A 19,541-nucleotide genomic window follows, 5' to 3' on the forward strand; every position below is an offset into this window, starting at 1 on the left:
TCTGGGATAGGAAGTGTTCATGACGAAGAAACCCTCATCCGGAAAATCGACCCAAACAGCGCGCGACGACAGGCTCAAGGCCGCGCTCAAGGCGAATATGGCCAAGCGCAAGGCACAGGCGCGCGCGCGGTCAGGGGACAATTCGGGTGAGTCCAAGGACAACAAGAGTACGAGCAAGGGCAGTTAACACCGATGGACCAGATTATCGTAACGGGGAACGGCCCTCTGAGTGGCCAGATTCCCATCGCGGGCGCAAAGAACGCCTGTCTCACCCTGATGCCGGCCACGCTATTGAGCGAGGAACCGCTGACGCTGACCAATGCGCCGCGCCTCAGCGACATCCGCACCATGACGACGCTGTTGCAGTCGCTGGGGGCCGAGGTGCAGGCACTGCAGGACGGTCAGGTACTGGCCATGTCGAGCCATGACCTCACCTCGGTGCGCGCGGACTATGACATCGTGCGCAAGATGCGGGCGTCGATCCTTGTTCTGGGGCCTTTGCTCGCGCGGTTCGGGCATGCCGAGGTGTCCTTGCCCGGTGGCTGTGCCATCGGCGCGCGCCCGGTCGATCTGCATCTCAAGGCGTTCGAGGCGATGGGAGCGGAGCTCGACCTGCGCGAGGGCTACGTGCACGCGAAGGCGCCTGCCGGTGGTCTGCGTGGCGGCATCGTGGAGTTTCCGTTCGTGTCCGTGGGTGCCACGGAAAACGCCCTGATGGCGGCGACGCTGGCCAAGGGCACAACCGTGCTGAAGAACGCCGCACGCGAGCCCGAGATCGTCGATCTGGCGCAGTGCCTGCGCAAGATGGGCGCGCAGATCGACGGCGAAGGCACGTCCGAGATCACCATTCAGGGCGTCGACACTTTGGGTGGTGCGACACACCGCGTCGTCACCGACCGGATCGAATTGGGCACCTACATGCTGGCCCCCGCGATCTGCGGCGGTGAGGTCGAATGCCTTGGCGGTCGGATCGACCTGTTGGCGGCGTTCTGTGAAAAGCTGGACGCGGCGGGCATCTCGGTCGAGGAAACGCCCAACGGCCTCAAGGTGGCGCGCAAGAACGGGCGGGTGTCGGCGGTCGATGTGACGACCGAACCCTTCCCCGGTTTTCCGACCGATTTGCAGGCGCAGATGATGGCTCTGCTCTGTACTGCCGGAGGCACCAGCGTGCTCGAGGAAAAGATCTTCGAGAATCGTTTCATGCATGCGCCCGAACTGATCCGGATGGGCGCAAAGATCGATGTGCATGGCGGCACGGCGACGGTGACCGGCGTGGATCATCTGCGCGGCGCGCCCGTGATGGCGACCGACCTGCGCGCCTCGGTGTCGCTGATCCTTGCCGGTCTGGCCGCGGAGGGAGACACCATCGTCAGTCGCGTGTACCATCTGGATCGAGGCTATGAACACGTTGTCCGCAAGCTGGAAAGCGTTGGGGCCAAGATCGAAAGGGTATCGGGACAGTGACGCAGGACGCGACATTCGAAGACGGCGCGGCCAGGCCCCTGCGGTTGGTGGCGATGGACGACGAAGACCTGCAAGTTCTGTCGGCGCTTTGTCAGGACGCGGTGTTTCCGGCCAGCGAAATGCAATGGCAGCGCGGCAGGCAGCGCTTCGGCATCCTGCTCAACCGATTCCGCTGGGAGGATATTCCCGTCGCGGACCGGGGCAGGAGAACACCGGAACGGGTGCAATGCGTGCTGGCGGTCGAAACTGTGCAGCGCGTTGCCAGCCAGGGCGTGACGCAAGGCGATGCCGACACGATCCTGTCCGTGCTGTCGGTCACGTACGAGCCGGACGAGGCGGGCGGCGGCGCGGTTCTGCTGACGCTGGCGGGAGATGGCGCGATCCGCCTTTCGGTGTCCGAGCTGGAGGTTGCGCTGCGTGACGTGACGCGGCCCTACGCGGCGGTGTCGGGCAAGGTGCCGGATCACCCCGCATGATCATCCGGCGATTGACGCCCAAGGACCTGTCCGCGTTTCGCGCGCTCTGGGCCGATGGGCTGATGCGCGTACCAACGGCGTTTCTGTTCAGCGCGGAAGAGGTTCGCGCGATTCCCAACCGGGACGTGGAGCGCGGGCTCGAGGTCAACATGACTCTGGGCGCGTTCGACGATGCGAAACGGCTGGTCGGGTTTGTCTCGGCCCGGCGCGGTGGGCCTCAGCGGATGCGGCACATGGCCGATATCGGCCCGCTTTATGTGCGCGCCGACGCGCAAGGTCGGGGGTTTGGCCGCGCGCTGATGGAGGCCGTTTTGCAACAGTTGATCGACGCGGGTGTGCAGCAGGCCGAACTGGTGGTCGATGTCGAAAACACCGGCGCGCAAAAGCTCTACCGTGCGTTGGGCTTTCATGCCTTCGGCAAGCGCCCGCGCGCGGTACTGATCGAGGGGACGGGGCGCGACGATCTGCTGATGATCAAGGCGCTGGATGGCACCGACCTGACGCGCGGCGCTTGAGGGTTCGGGCATCGCGGTCTAAGTACCCGGCAAAGCTGATCCGGAGGGCGTGATGCCACAATTCCTGTCCACGACAGATGCCGATTTCGACGCGCGCTTTACCGCGATCCTGAACGCCAAGCGCGAGGACAGCCCGGATGTGGATGACGTGGTCGCGGGCATCATCGCCGATGTGCGCAAACGCGGCGATGCGGCGGTGCTGGAGCTGACCGCGAAATTCGACCGGCTGGACCTGACCGCGGCGCAATTGCGCGTCTCCGAGGCCGAGATCGACGCCGAGATCGCCAGGGTGCCCGAGGCCGAGCGCATCGCTTTGGAAACCGCCGCCGAGCGCATCCGCGCCTATCATGCGCGGCAATTGCCCCAGGACGAGATGTGGACCGACGAACAGGGCGCGACGCTGGGCTGGCGCTGGACGCCGGTGTCGGCGGCGGGGCTATACGTGCCCGGCGGGCTTGCCAGCTATCCGTCCTCTGTCCTGATGAACGCGCTTCCGGCCAAGGTGGCCGGGGTCGGGCGGTTGGCCGTGACGGTGCCGACGCCCGATGGCATCATCAATCCGCTGGTGATGATGGCGTGCCGCATCGCCGGGGTGGACGAGGTCTACCGCATCGGCGGCGCGCAGGCGATTGCGGCGCTGGCTTATGGCACGGAAACCATCGCGCCGGTGGACAAGATCACCGGGCCGGGCAACGCTTTTGTGGCCGCCGCCAAGCGCCGGGTCTTCGGCAAGGTCGGCATCGACATGATCGCGGGACCGTCCGAGATCCTCGTGATCGCCGACGGCGACAACGACCCGGACTGGATCGCGCTGGATCTCATGTCACAGGCGGAACACGACGAATCCGCGCAATCGCTGCTCATCACCACCGATGCTGCCTTCGGGCAGGCGGTGGCCGACGCGGTGGAAAAGCGGCTTGAAACACTGGAACGCCGCGCGATTGCCGGGACAAGCTGGCGCGATTTTGGGGCCATCATCACCGTGCGCGATCTGGACGAGGCGGTGACGCTGTGTGACCGCATTGCCCCGGAGCATCTGGAGCTGTGCGTGGCCGACCCCGAGGCGCTGTCGGCCCGGATCACCCATGCCGGGGCGATTTTCCTTGGCCAATGGACGCCCGAGGCCATCGGCGACTATGTCGGCGGGCCGAACCACGTTCTGCCTACCGCCCGCTCTGCGCGATTCTCGTCCGGGCTGTCGGTGCTGGATTTCGTCAAGCGCACGACGCTTGCCCGCATGTCACCCGAAGCGTTGCGCGCGATTGGTCCTGCGGCGGAAACGTTGGCGCGGTCCGAATCGCTCGAGGCACACGGCCTGTCCGTCACCGCGCGTCTGCGCAAGCTCAACGGCTGACCTTTCAAGCGGCGTGCAGATGCGCTAGCGATTGGTTGACTTATCAAGAGGTGCGCAATGATCCCGGTTCAGGGTTTTGAAGGCCATCAGGTGGCCGTGTTGGGTTTGGGCCGGTCGGGCCTTTCGGCGGCGCGTGCGCTGCGCGAGGGCGGTGCAACGGCAATCTGTTGGGACGACAACCCCAAGGCTCGCGAGACCGCCGAGGCCGAAGGGTTCGAGATCCGCGACCTGTCGTGCGACGGAGCGTTCGAGGCGGTGGCGACCCTGATCGTCAGCCCCGGCATTCCGCATCTCTACCCCGCACCCAATCCGGTGATCGCCAAGGCATGGGCCGCCGGTGTGCCGGTGGACAACGACATCGGCCTCTTCTTCCGCTCTCTGGCGACGGACGAGTGGGACGAGTTCGACACCGCGCCGCGTGTCATTGCCGTGACCGGGTCGAACGGCAAATCCACCACCTCGGCGCTGATACACCACATCCTCGAAACCGTGGGTCGCAACAGCCAGTTGGCTGGCAATATCGGGCGCGGGGTGCTGGACATCGACCCGCCGGGCGAGGGCGATGTGGTGGTGCTGGAGCTGTCCAGCTATCAGACCGATCTTGCCCGCGCGCTGACGCCGGATGTGGCGGTCTTCACCAACCTGTCGCCGGATCACCTTGACCGGCACGCGGGATTGGGTGGGTATTTCGCAGCGAAACGCCGTCTGTTCGCAGAAGGCGGGCCGGACCGCGCGGTGATCGGCGTGGATGAAAACGAGGGGCTCTATATCGCCAACCAGCTGGCCGAAGGACCGGGCGATGATCGGGTGATCCGGGTGTCCTCGGGGCAGAAGCTGAGTGGTCCCGGCTGGATGGTCTATGCGCGCAAGGGCTTTCTGACGGAATGGCGCAAGGCCAAGCAGGTCGCGTCGATCGACCTGCGCGAGATCAAGGGCCTGCCCGGTGCGCACAACCACCAGAACGCCTGCGCCGCCTATGCCGCGACCCGCGCGCTGGGCGTGGCACCACGTCAGATCGAAGCGGCGATGCGCAGCTTTGGAGGGTTGCCGCATCGCAGCCAGATCATCGCCGAACAGGGCGGCGTCACTTACGTGAACGACAGCAAGGCGACAAACGTCGATTCCGCGCTCAAGGCGCTGCTGGCGTTCCAGAACATCCGCTGGATTTGCGGCGGGTTGCAAAAGGACGGTGGGCTGGACGGGTTGATTCCCGGTTTCGAGCATGTGCGCAAAGCCTATGTCATCGGGCGCGAGGCCGACGCCTTTGCGGTGCAACTGACTGGGGTCGAGACCGAAGCCTGCGGCACGATGGAGGTCGCGGTGGCCCGCGCTGCGGCAGAGGCCGAACCGGGCGACGTTGTGCTGCTGGCACCTGCTGCGGCGAGTTTCGACCAGTATGACAGTTTCGAGAAACGCGGCGAGGATTTCGCCGAGCGGGTCGCCGATCTGCTGGCGGCTCAGGCCGGTTGAAGCGCGTTTTGAATGTGCTGCGGTGGCGTGCGGAGCGTGCTGAGCAGGCCTGAGGCCACCGCGTCTTTATGGATCACCCCAAGCTGTGCGGGGATCTTTTCAAGATCGAGGATGTAGGCGATCGCAAAGCGGTGCATCCCGCCGCCATCGCGCAGCGGCGTGCCATCGCGCGCGATATGGACAAGAATGCCGCCATGTTCGCGGCGGGTCTTGTTGACCGCGCCATGTGGGCGCAGGGTGCCGGTGCGCTGCGCCTCTGCGTAGATCCGGTCAAGCTGTTCATAACGTGCGATCAACTCCTCGCGGCTGGTGCACTCGTCGACCAAACCCTTGTCGTCGAGCTGTTTCACCATCCAGCCGAACAGGCTGGTCTGCTGCCACGGCACACCGCGTTCGAAATGGTCGCGGATGCTGTCCAACTTGAGCTGGCTGCCAAAGGGTTTGCGCGAAAGGTCCCAGTCTCCACCGAGCACACGCCCGGAATGCCGCCGCCGGAAGCGCGGCGCGCCAACTTGCGGATCGGCTTTGTACCAATGGGTCACGTCGCGGGGGCTGATCCAGATCAGCTCGTCACTTTGGGGCGCATCCGGCCCGAAGCGCAGCCGGTTGGCCACGTCACGAGCCACCTTCGCCGGAAGCCCGGCGGCAAATGCCCGTGCAATGGCGCTCATGTCGGGATGGAGCGGAGCGTGGCAAGCGCATTCCGCGCAACGGCACCGGGATGCACGACCCCAAGCTGCGCGGGGATGCGGGTCAGGCCGAGGGCGCGGGCGATGCCGATGCGGTGATTTCCGATGGCCCCGAAGATCGGCGCGCCGTGGCGGTCGATGTGCACATAGACACCTTCGGGCAGGCGCAGCGTGCCGAATTTCCGCACGGACCGGTCCTGAAAGCCATTATCGCGAATATCCGAATAAAGCGCGTCGATCTGTCGGTATCGCGCGATAATGTCGGACATGTTGCGGCAACTGTCGAAGGCACCCCGCTTTGCGACCATCTGCGCCATGCGGTCATAGATGCCGGTCTCCTCCCACGGCACCCCGTCCCGGAAATGCGCGATGCAGGCGGCGATTTTCCACGATGCATCGATCGCTTCGGTGCGCGTGTCCCAGTCTCCGCCCAGAACCATGGCGGAATGCCGTCGCCTGTAATCAGGGGTCTGCGCCGGGTTGCGGGTGTAGATACGTGTCAGCCGGGTCGGGTCGATCCAGATCCGTTCCTGCGCACGCGGGGCCGCACCGCCCTTGATCACGATGTTCAGCGCGTCCCGCAGCGCACCACGCAGCAGGACGAACGGAGCTTTCGGAACAGGATAGGCGGCATCTGACATGCCGAACAAAATGTAACGGATTCATGACGGTTTCAAGTGGCGCCGCAAATGGCGCGGCCTGCGGCGACGCCCGAACTCCAGGCCCACTGGAAATTGTAGCCGCCCAGCCAGCCGGTCACGTCCACCGCTTCGCCGATCATGTAGAGGCCGGGCACATCGCGGGACATCATCGTCTTGCTGTCGATCCGGTCGGTCGAAATCCCGCCCAGCGTCACCTCGGCGGTGCGGTAGCCTTCGCTGCCGGTCGGGGTCAGGGTCCAGTGGCGCAGGCGGGTGGTGATCTCGTCGATGCGCTTGTCCGACAGGTCGCCGACATTGCCCGCCAGCGACAGCTCGGTCGACAGGTGATCGACCAGCCGTTCCGGCAGCACCTCGGCCAGGGTGGTTGTGACATTGCGTTTGCCGTGGGTCTGACGCGCGGTCTTGAGCGTTTCGGCCAGATCATGCGCGGGCAGCAGATCAACCGTGATCGGATCGCCTTCGGCCCAGTAGCTCGAGACCTGCAGCACCGCAGGGCCGCTCAGTCCGCGATGGGTGAACAGCAGCGCCTCTTCGAACGCGGTGCCATTGGCCGTGGCCACGACAGGGGCCGACACGCCGGAAATGGCCGCGAAGCGCTGGTCGGAAAAGGTCAGCGGCACAAGGGCAGGGCGGGTTTCGGTGAGGCTATGGCCGAACTGGCGCGCGATATCATAGGCCAGCCCCGTCGCGCCCATCTTGGGGATCGACTTGCCGCCCGTGGCCAGAACGAGGGTGCGGGCACTGACGCTGTGGCGTTTGCCCTCGCGTTCGATCTGCGCTGTGAACCGCGTGCCATCGTGGCTCAGGTCCACAAGCGAGGTCTGCAGCCAGAGCTGCGCGCCCGCCTGCGCCATCTCGGCGCGCAGCATGTCCACGATCTGCGTCGCCTTGTCGTCACAGAAAAGCTGACCCAGCGTCTTTTCGTGCCACGCGATCTTGTGACGGGTCACGAGGTCCAGAAAATCCCACTGGGTGTAGCGGCTGAGCGCGGATTTGTGGAAATGCACGTTCTGCCCAAGAAAGCGCGCCGGATCGGTGTGAAGGTTGGTGAAGTTGCACCGCCCGCCACCCGAGATGCGGATCTTCTCACCCGGTGCCTTGGCATGGTCGATGATCAGCGTCGATGGCCCGGCCTGCGCCGCGCACATCATGCCGGCTGCGCCAGCGCCCAAGATCAATGAATCCACCTGCATGACGCGCACCCATCACGGAATGCGGGCGCGTTCAAGGGCGGTTGCGAGAATCATTCCACTGGATCGCTCGAATCATATCGGTTAGAGTTTCCAAAATGGCCCGGGCAAACACGGGTGATCGAGGCAGAAATAGCGGTGAACCCATGACGGAAATGGTCTATGGCGCGGTCCCCAGCCGCGCAGGCGAACCTGTGTTGCCCAAGTGGTGGCGCACGATCGACAAATGGTCTTTGTCCTGCATCCTGATCCTGTTCGGCATCGGCATCCTGCTGGGCCTTGCGGCATCGCCGCCCCTGGCGGAGCGCAACGGCTTTGCCGCCTTCCATTACGTGCAGCGGCAGGCGGTGTTCGGCGGGCTGGCGCTGGGCGTGATGGTGTTTGTCTCCATGCTGGCCCCGGTCGTCGTGCGCCGATTGGCGGTTCTGGGGTTCATTGCCGCTTTCATCGCCCTGGCGATGTTGCCGTTTTTCGGCACCGATTTCGGCAAGGGAGCCGTGCGCTGGTACTCGTTGGGCTTTGCGTCGGTGCAGCCATCCGAATTTCTAAAGCCGACCTTTGTGATCGTGACGGCGTGGTTTCTGGCCGCAAGTCAGGATCTGGGTGGCCCTCCCGGACGGATTCTATCCTTTGCGATCACCATCAGCATCGTCCTGATGCTGGCGCTTCAGCCTGATTTCGGTCAGGCCTGTCTTGTGCTCTTCGGCTGGGGCGTGATGTATTTCATCGCCGGTGCGCCGATGCTGCTGCTCTTCGGCGTTGCGGGGCTTGTCGTCTTTGCGGGCACTCTCGCCTATCAGAATTCCCAACACTTCGCCCGCCGCATCGACGGCTTTCTCAGCCCCGAGGTCGATCCGACCACACAGCTTGGCTATGCCACCAACGCCATCCGCGAGGGCGGGTTTCTGGGTGTCGGCGTCGGTGAGGGGCAGGTGAAATGGTCGCTGCCCGATGCCCATACCGATTTCATCATCGCTGTCGCCGCCGAGGAATACGGGCTGGTGCTCGTGCTCATTATTATCGCGCTCTACACCACCATCGTGGTGCGGTCGCTGCTGCGGCTGATGCGCGAGCGCGATCCGTTCATCCGGCTGGCGGGCGCAGGTCTGGCCTGTATGTTCGGCGTGCAGGCGATGATCAACATGGGCGTCGCGGTGCGGCTTCTGCCCGCAAAAGGCATGACCTTGCCCTTCGTCAGTTATGGCGGATCATCCCTGATCGCGGGGGGCATCGCGGTGGGCATGCTTCTGGCCTTCACGCGGACACGCCCGCAGGGCGAAATCGGCGATATCTTGCGAGGACGGCTGCGCTAGAGCCATCATCTGGGGCAAATGCGTCCGGTTTTGTTGACAAACGGCGCAGGGACAGGTCTCTGTCCTGCAACCGTTGCGCGGGGCGACAATGCAAAAACCATACTTGATCATCGCAGCCGGGGGGACCGGCGGTCACATGTTTCCGGCACAGGCGCTGGCCGAGGTCATGCTGCGTCGGGGCTGGCGGGTAAAACTGTCCACCGATGCGCGCGGCGCGCGCTACACCGGTGGCTTTCCCCATTCGATAGAGATCGAACAGGTGGTCAGTGCGACCTTCGCGCGGGGTGGGGTGCTCTCCAAGCTGTTGGTGCCGCTGCGGGTCCTGGGCGGTGTGCTGTCGATGTCCGGCCGCATGCTGCGCGACCGGCCGGACGTGGTCGTGGGCTTTGGCGGTTACCCGTCGATTCCAGCACTGGGTGCCGCGTGGCTGCTGCGGCGGCCGCGGATGATCCACGAACAGAACGGCGTGCTGGGCCGGGTCAACGCGATCTTTGCCAAGCGGGTGCAGTGCGTGGCCTGCGGCACATGGCCAACCGTTCTGCCCGAGGGCGTCGAGGGCGTGCATGTCGGCAACCCGGTGCGGCTGGCGGTCAAGGACCGCGCGGGGGCGTCCTATATCCCGCCCGGCGATTACCCCATGTCGATCCTTGTGATCGGTGGCAGCCAGGGCGCGCGCATCCTGTCGGATGTGGTGCCGCCCGCGATCGCCTCCCTGCCGCTGGAGACGATGCAACATTTGCGGGTCAGCCATCAGGCGCGCGACGAAGACGGCGAACGGGTGGCGGCCTATTACGAGGAACAGGGTGTCACTGCCGAGGTGCAGCCCTTTTTCACCGATCTGCCGACCCGCATGACCGAGGCGCAGCTGGTGATCTCGCGCTCGGGCGCGTCAAGCGTGGCGGATATTTCGGCGATCGGGCGTCCGTCGATCCTTGTGCCCTATGCCGCTGCCACCGCGGATCACCAGACTGCCAATGCGCGAGGGCTGGTCGAGGCGGGGGCCGCGATCCGCATTCCCGAAAGCAAGCTGACCGTCGATACGCTCGCCGAGCAGATCTTTGCAGTTTTGCAAGATTCCCAAGGAGCTTTGCAAATGTCGCAAGCCGCCTTGTCGCAGGCCAAGCCCGATGCCGCGCAGGACCTCGCCGCGCTGGTCGAAAAGTTGGCCGGCCACACATCCCAGACCCAGACCCAAGAAGGACAGACCGAATGAACGCCGCCACCAAGTTGCCCGTCGATATCGGTGCCATCCATTTCGTCGGCATCGGCGGTATCGGCATGTCGGGCATTGCCGAGGTGCTGGTGAATCTTGGCTACACGGTGCAGGGCTCTGACCTGAAGGCCAGCAAGATCACCAACCGTCTGGCCGATCTGGGCGCGCGCATCTTCGAGGGTCAGAAGGCCGAGAACCTGGACGGGGCCGAGGTTGTCGTTGTCTCGACCGCGATCAAACCGGGCAATCCCGAACTGGACGAGGCGCGACTGCGCGGCCTTCCGGTGGTGCGCCGCGCCGACATGCTGGCCGAGTTGATGCGGCTCAAGTCGAACATCGCCATCGCGGGCACCCATGGCAAGACGACCACGACGACGATGATGGCCGAACTGATGGTGGCCGGGGGCTTTGATCCGACCGTCATCAATGGCGGCGTCATCCATGCTTATGGCTCCAACGCGCGGATGGGGCAGGGCGAATGGATGGTCGTCGAGGCCGACGAAAGTGACGGATCATTCAACCGTCTGCCCGCGACCATCGGGATCGTCACCAATATCGACCCCGAGCATATGGAGCATTGGGGTGATTTCGACCGGCTGCGGCAGGGGTTTCAGGACTTCGTGTCCAACATCCCCTTCTACGGCATTGCCGTGTGCTGCACCGACCACGAAGAGGTGCAACGGCTCGTGGGCAAGGTCACGGACCGGCGGGTCGTCACCTATGGTTTCAACGCGCAGGCGGATGTGCGGGCGGTGAACCTGACCTACGAAAAGGGCGTGGCGCATTTCGACATTGCCCTGCAGGCTGAAGGCGATGTGATCGAGGGCTGCACCCTGCCGATGCCCGGCGATCACAACGTGTCGAACGCTCTGTCAGCGGTTGCGGTCTCGCGGCATCTGGGGATGAAGAAATCCGAGATCCGCGAAGCTCTGGCAGCCTTTGGTGGCGTGAACCGGCGCTTCACCAAGGTCGGCGAATGGAACGACGTGACCATCATCGACGATTACGGCCATCACCCGGTCGAGATTGCCGCCGTCCTGCGGGCCGCGCGTCAGGCGTCGGACGGTCGCGTGATCGCGGTGCACCAACCGCACCGCTACACCCGCCTGTCGAGCCTCTTTGACGATTTCTGCGCCTGCTTCAACGAGGCGGATGTGGTGGCGATTGCCGAGGTGTTCGCGGCGGGCGAAGATCCCATCGCAGGGGCATCGCGCGACGATCTGGTGGCAGGGCTCATTCGCCACGGCCACCGCCACGCGCGGGCCATTCTGAACGAGGACGATCTGGAGCGGCTGGTCCGCGAACAGGCCCGCCCCGGCGATATCGTGGTCTGCCTTGGGGCCGGGACGATCAGCGCCTGGGCCAACGGGCTGCCCGAACGGTTGGCGAAATAGGTTTGGAAGCGGTTGGACGTGCTCTACACGCGGCGGTGACAGCGTGACCCGAAACGTCGCCATTATCGGCGGGGGCCTGACCGGGCTGGCACTTGCGGATGCGCTGCGCGCGGCGGGTGTCGGGTTTCGGCTTTTCGAGGCGCGGGACCGGCTGGGGGGGCGGATCAGCACCGCGCGCGTTGATGCGCAATGGTTCGATCTGGGCCCTTCGTGGTTCTGGCCCGGCCAGCCCCGCATGGCCACTTTGGTGCAACGGCTGGGGTTGGAAGTGATCCCGCAATTCGCCGATGGCGCGCAGCTTTACGAGACTGCACAGGGCGAGGTCATCCGGGATCGCGGCTTTGCGTCCATGCAGGGCTCCTTGCGTCTGCGCGGCGGCATGGGCGCGATTGTCAACGCGCTCGCGGCGGGTCTGCCGGAGGGCAGCGTCGTCACCGGGCGCGCGGTTCGGTCGGTCTCGGGTACAGGTGTGATCGCGTTCGCAGACGGCGTTCAGCGCGAGTTCGACCGCGTCGTGCTGGCGTTGCCACCGCGCGTGGCGTCCGATCTGCGCTTTGCACCGGATTTGCCGCCCTTGGTACAGGCCGCGCTGCGCGGTATTCCGACATGGATGGCAGGCCATGCCAAGTTCGTCGCGGTCTATGACCAGCCGTTCTGGCGCGAGGACGGTCTGTCCGGCGATGCGTCGAGCCAGCTTGGCCCGCTGGTGGAAATCCACGATGCCAGCGCGGGTACCGGCGGTGCTTTGTTCGGATTTCTCGGCGTGCCCGCGGCCGCCCGTGCCGGGCAGCGCGACGCGGTGATCGCCGCATCTCTGGCGCAGTTGGAGCGGGTGTTCGGTCCGCGTGCCGCATCTCCCGTCGCGGTCTTCTATACCGATTGGGCCGAGGAGGTCGGCACGGCGGTGGCAGCGGATCACGCGCCGCTCAGGCATCATCCGGTCTATGGACGCCCCGCCGCGTTGCAGGGTGCGCCGGACAGCCGCGTCTTCTTTGCCTCGAGCGAACTGGCCCCCGAGATGGGCGGCTACCTCGAAGGAGCGCTGGCCGCGGCAGAAGAGGCGGCGCTCTGGGTGCTGAACGGGGGTTGAGGGGGGTGCGGATGCGTCAACGCATCCAGAGTTTCGGGTGACCGAAACACGCGCTCGGCGGTCAAATTCCTTGGCTTTACCCATTTGGGGTCGTGATTTGGCCCGAAACGACCCATACCCGCGCAGGGTGTGCAACAAGACGGGATGCGCGTTGATGCTTCTCTGGCTCTGTATCGGATGGGTCTTCGCCTCGGCCCTTGTCGCGTTGCTGCCGATGCGGTGGCACTACGTGCCGGGCGTGGCGCTGCTGTGCGTGGCGCCTGTGCTGATCTCGCACATCGCGCTTGCGGTCGGGGTCTGGGCGGCGTTCGGCGCGCTGTTGGCCTTCGGGTCGATGTTTCGCAACCCGTTGCGATATTTCTGGAAGCGCCTGACCGGGCAAATGGTGGAGATCCCCCAATGATGAGCTATTCCCTCAGCGCGGCCTGTTGCTGGATCATCCTTGCCGCGATCCTCGCGGCGATCCCGTCAAAGGACAACCATTGGCGCCGGGCCTATCTGCTGATGGCTGTGGGCGCGCCGATCCTTGTCTGGGTCTACCTGTCCGACGGGCTCTATTGGGGGCTGGCCTTTACCGTCGCCGTGATCAGCGTGTTCCGCTGGCCGTTGCGCTATCTCGTTGCGTGGATTGTGCGAACGGTGACGCGCCGCACCGAATGAGACTTGCCGCGCGGCGGACCTTTGGGCAAAACGCGGGGCATGAACACCTTTCCTGATGTCCGGGGCACATTGACGCCCGACCGACCCTTGTCCGACCTGACATGGCTGCGCGTGGGCGGGCCGGCCGACTGGCTGTTCCAACCGGCGGACCTTGCCGATCTGCAGAAGTTTTTGCAGGGGCTGTCCAGCGAGGTCGCCGTTTTTCCGATGGGCGTCGGGTCGAACCTGATCGTGCGGGATGGCGGATTGAGGGCAGTTGTGATCCGATTGGGGCGCGGGTTCAACGGTATCTCCATCGACGGCACGCGCGTGACGGCAGGGGCGGCGGCGCTGGATGCGCATGTGGCACGCAAGGCGGCCGATGCGGGAGTTGACCTGACCTTTTTGCGCACCATTCCCGGCGCCATCGGTGGAGCGGTCTGCATGAACGCGGGCTGCTATGGCACTTACGTGGCCGATCATCTGGTCGAGGCGCGTGCGGTGCTGCGCTCGGGTCAACTGGTCACGCTGCCAGCGGCGGACCTGCGGTTGACCTACCGCTCCAGCGAGGTGCCCGAGGGTGCGGTGGTGGTCGAGGCTGTGTTCGATGGCCAACCCGGCGATCCGTCGGACCTGCATGCCCGGATGGAAGACCAACTGGCCAAGCGCGACGCGACACAGCCCACCAAGGACCGCACGGCGGGCAGCACGTTCCGCAACCCGGCGGGGTTTTCCTCGACCGGGCAGGCGGATGACGTGCATGACCTCAAGGCGTGGAAGGTGATTGACGACGCCGGGCTGCGCGGGGCGATGCGCGGGGGGGCTCAGATGTCGCCCAAGCATCCCAACTTCCTGGTCAATACCGGCACCGCCACTGCAGCCGACCTCGAAGGATTGGGCGAAGAGGTGAGAAAAAAGGTTTTCCAACACTCTGGAATAGAGTTAGAATGGGAAATCAAACGGGTCGGTGAACCATAGGTTCAAACGACGCGACCGGACAGGGGACGAACCCCTGCAGGTAAACGCGGTGCGCCGGGCAGGTTGCACAACATAATAAGGGGCATAGCCCCAGGCAGAAATGGGGGCAAACCCCATGAATTGAGGCGGTTTTGGGTATGTCGAGCAGGGCAAACCCGAAAGTGGCAGTATTGATGGGTGGCCCCTCGGCCGAACGCGAGGTGTCCCTGTCGACGGGGCGTGAATGCGCCGCCGCTTTGCGGGACGAAGGATTTGAGGTTCACGAGGTCGATGCAGGCCGTGATCTCGCATCCGTATTGACCGCTCTCTCTCCCGATGTCTGTTTCAACGCACTCCACGGTCGCTGGGGCGAGGATGGTTGCGTGCAGGGCCTGCTGGAATGGCTGGGCATCCCCTACACCCATTCGGGCGTTCTGGCCTCGGCGCTGGCGATGGACAAGGAACGCAGCAAGGACGTGTATCGCCGCCACGGCCTGCCGGTTGTGGACAGCGTTCTGGCCTCGCGGGACGAGGTGCGCGCGCGTCACGTGATGCTGCCGCCTTACGTGGTCAAGCCCTTCAACGAAGGATCGTCAGTGGGCGTCTACCTCGTGAACGAGGACGCCAACGGCCCGCCGCACCTGTCGGATGACATGCCCGAGACCGTGATGGTCGAAGCCTTTGCACCGGGACGCGAACTGACCACGACCGTGGTGGGGGACCGGGCTTTGTGCGTCACCGACATCCTGACCGACGGCTGGTACGATTACGACGCCAAGTACAAACCGGGCGGGTCGCGGCATGTGTTGCCTGCGGATGTGCCCGACGAGATCACGGCGGCCTGTCTCGACTACGCGGTTCGGGCGCATCAAGCGCTGGGCTGCCGGGGCGTGAGCCGCACCGATTTTCGCTGGGACGAACGCCGCGGGCTGGACGGGTTGATCCTGCTCGAAACCAACACCCAGCCCGGCATGACACCGACCTCCCTGACACCCGAACAGGCAGCGCATGTGGGCATGAGCTTTGGCGCACTGTGCCGCTGGATCATCGAGGACGCATCATGTCACAGATGAGCCTGCGTCCCGATCCCGCGCCGTCGCGCCTGAAATACCGGATGGAGCGGCTCATGCTGACGCCGCTTTTCCGGTTGCTGCTGCGCTTCGGGTTGCCCTGCCTTTTGACGTTCAGCATCGCAACCTGGTGGCTGTCCTACGACGATAACCGGATGAAGATCATCGACACCTATGCCGATCTGCGGTCACAGGTGGAAAGCCGTCCGGAATTCATGGTCAACATGATGGCCGTCGATGGCGCCAGCGATCTAGTGGCCGAGGGCATCCGCCAGATTCTGCCGCTGGATTTTCCGATCAGCTCCTTCGATCTGGATCTCGAAGCGATGCGCGAAACGGTGGTCTCGCTCGATCCGGTGAAATCGGCGCGGCTTTACGTGCGGCAGGGCAATGTGCTGCAGGTGGAGGTGGTGGAACGCCTGCCCGTGGTGCTGTGGCGCAACGAGCAGGGGCTGCAGCTTCTGGATGACGAGGGCGTGTTGGTCGGCCCGGCCTTCCTGCGGTCGGATTGGCCGGAATTGCCGCTGATCGTGGGGGATGGCGCGAATGGTCTCGTGACCGAAGCCCTGGAACTTGTGGCGGCTGCAGAGCCGCTTGCCGCGCGTTTGCGCGGTATGGTGCGCATGGGCGAGCGGCGCTGGGACGTTGTTCTGGACCGGGATCAGCGCATCCTGCTGCCTGAAACCGAGGCGGTGCGGGCGCTTGAACGGGTGATCGCGATGGATCACGCGGTGAACATGCTGGAACGGGATCTGGTCGCGGTCGACCTGCGGCTTCCGAACCGGCCAACTCTCAGAATGACAGACGGAGCGGTGCAGGAATTGATCCGCATCCGGGCGATCGAGGCAGGGGAACAATAAGAATGATCGAGCTTTACGAGTCACAGCGGGCGATGCGCAACATGCGCAAGGCGGCGATGCAGAGAGGGGTGATCGCGGTACTCGATATCGGCAGCTCCAAGATCGCCTGCCTCGTGCTGCGTTTCGACGGGACCGATCGCGCGGTCGAGAGTGACAGTATCGGGTCGCTGGCCGGTCAGTCCGGCTTTCGGGTGATCGGTGCGGCCACCACCCGCTCGCGCGGCGTGCGCTTTGGTGAGATCGATTCGATGGGCGAGACCGAGCGCGCCATCCGGACCGCTGTTCAGGCTGCGCAGAAGATGGCGCAGATCCGGGTCGATCACGTGATCGCCTGTTTCGCCGGTGCCGATCCGCGCAGCTATGGCCTCGCGGGCAAGGTCGACGTGGCGGGCACGACGGTCGATGAACAGGACGTGGCGCGCGTGTTGTCGGCCTGCGACGTTCCCGATTTCGGGCACGGGCGCGAGGTGCTGCACGCGCAACCGGTGAACTTTGCGCTGGATCATCGCAGTGGGTTGATCGACCCACGCGGCCAGATCGGGCAGGACCTTGCGGTGGACATGCACATGCTCACCGTCGATGCGATGGCGATCCAGAACCTCGCGCATTGCATGAAGCGCTGCGATCTCGAATTGGCGGGCATCGCCAGCTCGTCCTACGTGTCGGGCGTGTCGGCCCTGGTCGAGGACGAACAAGAGTTGGGTGCGGCCTGCATCGACATGGGCGGTGGATCAACCGGGCTCTCCATCTTCATGAAAAAGCACATGATTTACGCCGATGCCGTGCGCATGGGCGGGGATCACGTGACCAGTGACATCTCGATGGGGCTGCAGGTGCCGATGGCCGTGGCCGAGCGGATCAAGACGTTCCACGGCGGTGTCGTGGCCACGGGCATGGATGACCGCGACATGATCGAAATCGGTGGCGATACCGGCGACTGGCATCACGACCGGCGCACCGTCAGCCGGGCAGAACTGATCGGGATCATGCGCCCGCGTGTCGAGGAGATCCTCGAAGAGGCGCGCGAACGTCTCGATGCCGCGGGGTTCGAGCATCTGCCCAGCCAGCAGATCGTGCTGACGGGTGGGGCCAGCCAGATCCCCGGTCTGGACGGGCTTGCGACCAAGATTCTCGGCCAGCAGGTGCGACTTGGACGGCCCATGCGGGTCCACGGGTTGCCACAGGCTGCAACCGGGCCGGGATTCGCCAGTGCGGTCGGTTTGTGCCTGTTCGCAGCCAATCCGCAGGACGAATGGTGGGACTTTGAAATTCCCGTGGACCGTTATCCGGCGCGTTCCTTGAAGCGCGCGGTGAAATGGTTCCGTGATAACTGGTGATCGCAAGATGTTGACGTTTCGGCAAAATCCCGCGTAGGGGGTCGGCAGTTAACAGCACATTTTGTGCTAAAGTACGGATTTTTCGTGACGTTTGGGCGATTGCCCGATAATATTTAGTAGAATTGGCGAAAAAAATGCTCCGAACGGGGCTGAGACAGCAGGCGGACAAACAAATGACATTGAACCTTTCGGTGCCCGGACAGGAAGAATTGAAACCCCGCATCACCGTGTTCGGTGTGGGCGGCGCAGGCGGCAACGCGGTCAACAACATGATCGACAAGTCGCTGGATGGCGTCGATTTCGTGGTGGCCAACACCGACGCGCAGGCGTTGCAGCAAAGCCGATCGACAAGCCGGATCCAACTCGGTGTGAAGGTCACCGAAGGTCTGGGTGCAGGCGCACGGGCCTCCGTCGGTGCAGCCGCAGCCGAGGAAAGCATCGAGCAGATCGTGGATCACCTTGCCGGCGCGCATATGTGCTTCATCACTGCAGGCATGGGCGGCGGCACCGGGACAGGGGCCGCGCCGATCATCGCGCAGGCCGCGCGCGAACTGGGCGTTCTGACGGTGGGAGTTGTCACCAAGCCGTTCCAGTTCGAAGGCAACAAGCGGATGAAGCAGGCCGATGAGGGTATCGAGGCGCTGCAGAAGGTCGTCGATACGCTGATCATCATTCCGAACCAGAACCTCTTCCGTCTGGCCAACGAAAAGACCACCTTCACCGAAGCGTTCAGCATGGCTGACGATGTGCTCTATCAAGGCGTGAAGGGTGTGACCGACCTGATGGTGCGTCCGGGGCTGATCAACCTCGACTTCGCTGACGTGCGCGCGGTGATGGACGAGATGGGCAAGGCGATGATGGGCACCGGCGAGGCCGAGGGCGAAGATCGCGCCATCCAGGCCGCCGAGAAGGCCATCGCGAACCCGCTTCTGGACGAAATCAGCCTGCGCGGCGCGAAGGGTGTTCTCATCAACATCACTGGCGGTCACGACCTGACCCTGTTCGAACTCGACGAGGCGGCCAACCGCATTCGCGAAGAGGTCGATGCAGACGCGAACATCATCGTCGGCTCGACGCTCGATGACAGCATGCAGGGCATGATGCGCGTGAGCGTTGTCGCAACCGGCATCGACGCGGTCGACGTGCACACCGAAGTGCCGGTGCCGCGCCGGTCGCTGGCCACACCGCTGACGCAGACCACACGCGTGGAAGACGCGCAGCAGGCTGAGAAGGCCGCGCCGGTGCATGAGCCGGTTGCAGCCCGCAGGGCGCAGGAGCCGTCACTCTTTGATGCCGAGCGCGAAGCGGCTGAAGAGCAGATGGAAACCATCTTCGAACAGCGCACCGCCACCCGGCAGCAACTGATCGAGGAAGACGGGCTTCCGGCCCCGGCCTACCGTCCGCAGGTCGCGGAATTCAATCCGCGCGAAGACAGCATCGAAGCCGATCCCGAGCAGTTCGTGGCGCCGCGTGCCCCGGCACCGGGCACACCCAGCGCCGAGGCTCTTGCACGGTTGCAGGCGGCGGCATCGCGGGCCCGTCCGGCCCCCGGAGCACGTCCGAACATGCAGGTCGAACCGGAACCGGCGGACAGCGAACGCCCCCGTTTCGGCATCAATTCCCTGATCAATCGCATGACCGGTCAAGGCCAGCAGCCCGAGGCTCCAGTCCGTCGCACAGCGCCGCCGCCCGTGCAGTCGAGCGGTGCTTCTCCGGCCCGTGCACCCGCCCCAGAGGCGGATGAAGACCAGGAACGGATCGAGATTCCGGCCTTTCTGCGGCGTCAGGCAAACTGAAAACGCGGTTAACCGCTTGTGAAACGCCCCCGATTTTGGGGGCGTTTTGCGT

Annotated in this window: 20 protein-coding genes; 17 read left to right on the forward strand and 3 right to left on the reverse strand. The window is 64.6% G+C overall.

The genetic code is table 11. The annotated features are described in order from the left end of the window. The first annotated feature begins 19 nt into the window (after window positions 1-19). From IEV82_RS13260 to murD, 6 genes are read left to right on the forward strand one after another with little or no spacing between them, the layout of a single operon-like run. Window positions 20-187 (forward strand): hypothetical protein, encoded by a 168-nt coding sequence (locus IEV82_RS13260; RefSeq protein ID WP_188482515.1) that lies wholly within the window; start codon window positions 20-22, stop codon window positions 185-187. Between the two features lie 5 nt (window positions 188-192). Continuing rightward, window positions 193-1,464 (forward strand): UDP-N-acetylglucosamine 1-carboxyvinyltransferase, encoded by a 1,272-nt coding sequence (gene murA / locus IEV82_RS13265; protein ID WP_188482516.1) that lies wholly within the window; start codon window positions 193-195, stop codon window positions 1,462-1,464. Beyond that, window positions 1,461-1,940, forward strand: coding sequence for a DUF2948 family protein (locus tag IEV82_RS13270; RefSeq protein ID WP_229747792.1), 480 nt, complete (start codon window positions 1,461-1,463; stop codon window positions 1,938-1,940). The genes murA and IEV82_RS13270 overlap by 4 nt, the downstream gene beginning before the upstream one ends. After that, on the forward strand, window positions 1,937-2,455 hold the full coding sequence (locus IEV82_RS13275) for a GNAT family N-acetyltransferase (protein ID WP_188482517.1): 519 nt from the start codon (window positions 1,937-1,939) through the stop codon (window positions 2,453-2,455). The genes IEV82_RS13270 and IEV82_RS13275 overlap by 4 nt, the downstream gene beginning before the upstream one ends. 52 nt (window positions 2,456-2,507) lie before the next feature. Next, window positions 2,508-3,809: a histidinol dehydrogenase gene (gene hisD / locus IEV82_RS13280; protein WP_188482518.1), complete on the forward strand. Its 1,302-nt coding sequence runs from the start codon at window positions 2,508-2,510 to the stop codon at window positions 3,807-3,809. Between the two features lie 57 nt (window positions 3,810-3,866). Beyond that, a complete protein-coding gene (gene murD / locus IEV82_RS13285) occupies window positions 3,867-5,279 on the forward strand; it encodes a UDP-N-acetylmuramoyl-L-alanine--D-glutamate ligase (RefSeq protein WP_188482519.1) in 1,413 nt (470 codons plus the stop codon). On the opposite strand, the gene IEV82_RS13290 is transcribed toward murD, so the two are convergent. Genes IEV82_RS13290 through IEV82_RS13300 form a run of 3 tightly spaced genes read right to left on the reverse strand, consistent with a single transcriptional unit; the run spans window position 5,267 to window position 7,823 of the window. Continuing rightward, on the reverse strand, window positions 5,267-5,950 hold the full coding sequence (locus IEV82_RS13290; RefSeq protein ID WP_188482520.1) for a hypothetical protein: 684 nt from the start codon (window positions 5,948-5,950) through the stop codon (window positions 5,267-5,269). The two genes, murD and IEV82_RS13290, sit on opposite strands and share 13 nt — an antisense overlap. After that, window positions 5,947-6,618 (reverse strand): hypothetical protein, encoded by a 672-nt coding sequence (locus IEV82_RS13295; protein WP_188482521.1) that lies wholly within the window; start codon window positions 6,616-6,618, stop codon window positions 5,947-5,949. The genes IEV82_RS13290 and IEV82_RS13295 overlap by 4 nt, the downstream gene beginning before the upstream one ends. Window positions 6,619-6,641: 23 nt before the next feature. Further along, window positions 6,642-7,823: a BaiN/RdsA family NAD(P)/FAD-dependent oxidoreductase gene (locus tag IEV82_RS13300; RefSeq protein WP_188482522.1), complete on the reverse strand. Its 1,182-nt coding sequence runs from the start codon at window positions 7,821-7,823 to the stop codon at window positions 6,642-6,644. 143 nt (window positions 7,824-7,966) lie between these two features. On the opposite strand from IEV82_RS13300, the gene ftsW reads away from it, so the two are divergent. The 11 genes from ftsW (at window position 7,967) to ftsZ (ending at window position 19,489) form a co-directional block, all read left to right on the forward strand. Continuing rightward, window positions 7,967-9,133: a putative lipid II flippase FtsW gene (gene ftsW, locus IEV82_RS13305; protein ID WP_188482523.1), complete on the forward strand. Its 1,167-nt coding sequence runs from the start codon at window positions 7,967-7,969 to the stop codon at window positions 9,131-9,133. Window positions 9,134-9,221: 88 nt separating this feature from the next. After that, window positions 9,222-10,346, forward strand: coding sequence for a UDP-N-acetylglucosamine--N-acetylmuramyl-(pentapeptide) pyrophosphoryl-undecaprenol N-acetylglucosamine transferase (locus IEV82_RS13310; protein ID WP_188482524.1), 1,125 nt, complete (start codon window positions 9,222-9,224; stop codon window positions 10,344-10,346). After that, window positions 10,343-11,740, forward strand: coding sequence for a UDP-N-acetylmuramate--L-alanine ligase (gene murC, locus IEV82_RS13315; RefSeq protein WP_188482525.1), 1,398 nt, complete (start codon window positions 10,343-10,345; stop codon window positions 11,738-11,740). The genes IEV82_RS13310 and murC overlap by 4 nt, the downstream gene beginning before the upstream one ends. Window positions 11,741-11,783: 43 nt before the next feature. Then, a complete protein-coding gene (locus IEV82_RS13320) occupies window positions 11,784-12,830 on the forward strand; it encodes a flavin monoamine oxidase family protein (RefSeq protein ID WP_188482526.1) in 1,047 nt (348 codons plus the stop codon). Window positions 12,831-12,984: 154 nt separating this feature from the next. Beyond that, window positions 12,985-13,233 (forward strand): DUF2484 family protein, encoded by a 249-nt coding sequence (locus IEV82_RS13325; protein ID WP_188482527.1) that lies wholly within the window; start codon window positions 12,985-12,987, stop codon window positions 13,231-13,233. Then, complete coding sequence (locus tag IEV82_RS13330) at window positions 13,230-13,490, forward strand: DUF2484 family protein (RefSeq protein ID WP_308420437.1); 261 nt, start codon at window positions 13,230-13,232, stop codon at window positions 13,488-13,490. The genes IEV82_RS13325 and IEV82_RS13330 overlap by 4 nt, the downstream gene beginning before the upstream one ends. Window positions 13,491-13,529: 39 nt before the next feature. Next, window positions 13,530-14,447, forward strand: a complete 918-nt coding sequence (gene murB / locus IEV82_RS13335) for a UDP-N-acetylmuramate dehydrogenase (RefSeq protein ID WP_188482528.1) — start codon at window positions 13,530-13,532, stop codon at window positions 14,445-14,447. 137 nt (window positions 14,448-14,584) lie between these two features. Beyond that, window positions 14,585-15,499, forward strand: a complete 915-nt coding sequence (locus IEV82_RS13340) for a D-alanine--D-alanine ligase (RefSeq protein ID WP_188482529.1) — start codon at window positions 14,585-14,587, stop codon at window positions 15,497-15,499. Continuing rightward, window positions 15,487-16,356: a cell division protein FtsQ/DivIB gene (locus IEV82_RS13345; protein WP_188482530.1), complete on the forward strand. Its 870-nt coding sequence runs from the start codon at window positions 15,487-15,489 to the stop codon at window positions 16,354-16,356. The genes IEV82_RS13340 and IEV82_RS13345 overlap by 13 nt, the downstream gene beginning before the upstream one ends. A gap of 2 nt (window positions 16,357-16,358) precedes the next feature. After that, on the forward strand, window positions 16,359-17,693 hold the full coding sequence (gene ftsA / locus IEV82_RS13350; protein ID WP_188482531.1) for a cell division protein FtsA: 1,335 nt from the start codon (window positions 16,359-16,361) through the stop codon (window positions 17,691-17,693). Between the two features lie 173 nt (window positions 17,694-17,866). Then, a complete protein-coding gene (gene ftsZ / locus IEV82_RS13355) occupies window positions 17,867-19,489 on the forward strand; it encodes a cell division protein FtsZ (RefSeq protein ID WP_188482532.1) in 1,623 nt (540 codons plus the stop codon). Window positions 19,490-19,541: the final 52 nt, after the last annotated feature.

The sequence above is a fragment of the Marivita lacus genome, assembly GCF_014637725.1.
GTDB classification, from domain to species: domain Bacteria; phylum Pseudomonadota; class Alphaproteobacteria; order Rhodobacterales; family Rhodobacteraceae; genus Marivita; species Marivita lacus.

Coding starts and splice junctions, on each gene's coding strand:
- IEV82_RS13345 (WP_188482530.1), top strand. CDS start 15,487: ATGTCACAGATGAGCCTGCGTCCCGATCCCGCGCCGTCGCGCCTGAAA.
- IEV82_RS13300 (WP_188482522.1), bottom strand. CDS start 7,823: ATGCAGGTGGATTCATTGATCTTGGGCGCTGGCGCAGCCGGCATGATG.
- IEV82_RS13260 (WP_188482515.1), top strand. CDS start 20: ATGACGAAGAAACCCTCATCCGGAAAATCGACCCAAACAGCGCGCGAC.
- hisD (WP_188482518.1), top strand. CDS start 2,508: ATGCCACAATTCCTGTCCACGACAGATGCCGATTTCGACGCGCGCTTT.
- IEV82_RS13330 (WP_308420437.1), top strand. CDS start 13,230: ATGATGAGCTATTCCCTCAGCGCGGCCTGTTGCTGGATCATCCTTGCC.
- murA (WP_188482516.1), top strand. CDS start 193: ATGGACCAGATTATCGTAACGGGGAACGGCCCTCTGAGTGGCCAGATT.
- ftsW (WP_188482523.1), top strand. CDS start 7,967: ATGACGGAAATGGTCTATGGCGCGGTCCCCAGCCGCGCAGGCGAACCT.
- IEV82_RS13325 (WP_188482527.1), top strand. CDS start 12,985: ATGCTTCTCTGGCTCTGTATCGGATGGGTCTTCGCCTCGGCCCTTGTC.
- IEV82_RS13340 (WP_188482529.1), top strand. CDS start 14,585: ATGTCGAGCAGGGCAAACCCGAAAGTGGCAGTATTGATGGGTGGCCCC.
- IEV82_RS13290 (WP_188482520.1), bottom strand. CDS start 5,950: ATGAGCGCCATTGCACGGGCATTTGCCGCCGGGCTTCCGGCGAAGGTG.
- murD (WP_188482519.1), top strand. CDS start 3,867: ATGATCCCGGTTCAGGGTTTTGAAGGCCATCAGGTGGCCGTGTTGGGT.
- IEV82_RS13310 (WP_188482524.1), top strand. CDS start 9,222: ATGCAAAAACCATACTTGATCATCGCAGCCGGGGGGACCGGCGGTCAC.
- ftsZ (WP_188482532.1), top strand. CDS start 17,867: ATGACATTGAACCTTTCGGTGCCCGGACAGGAAGAATTGAAACCCCGC.
- IEV82_RS13275 (WP_188482517.1), top strand. CDS start 1,937: ATGATCATCCGGCGATTGACGCCCAAGGACCTGTCCGCGTTTCGCGCG.
- ftsA (WP_188482531.1), top strand. CDS start 16,359: ATGATCGAGCTTTACGAGTCACAGCGGGCGATGCGCAACATGCGCAAG.
- murC (WP_188482525.1), top strand. CDS start 10,343: ATGAACGCCGCCACCAAGTTGCCCGTCGATATCGGTGCCATCCATTTC.
- murB (WP_188482528.1), top strand. CDS start 13,530: ATGAACACCTTTCCTGATGTCCGGGGCACATTGACGCCCGACCGACCC.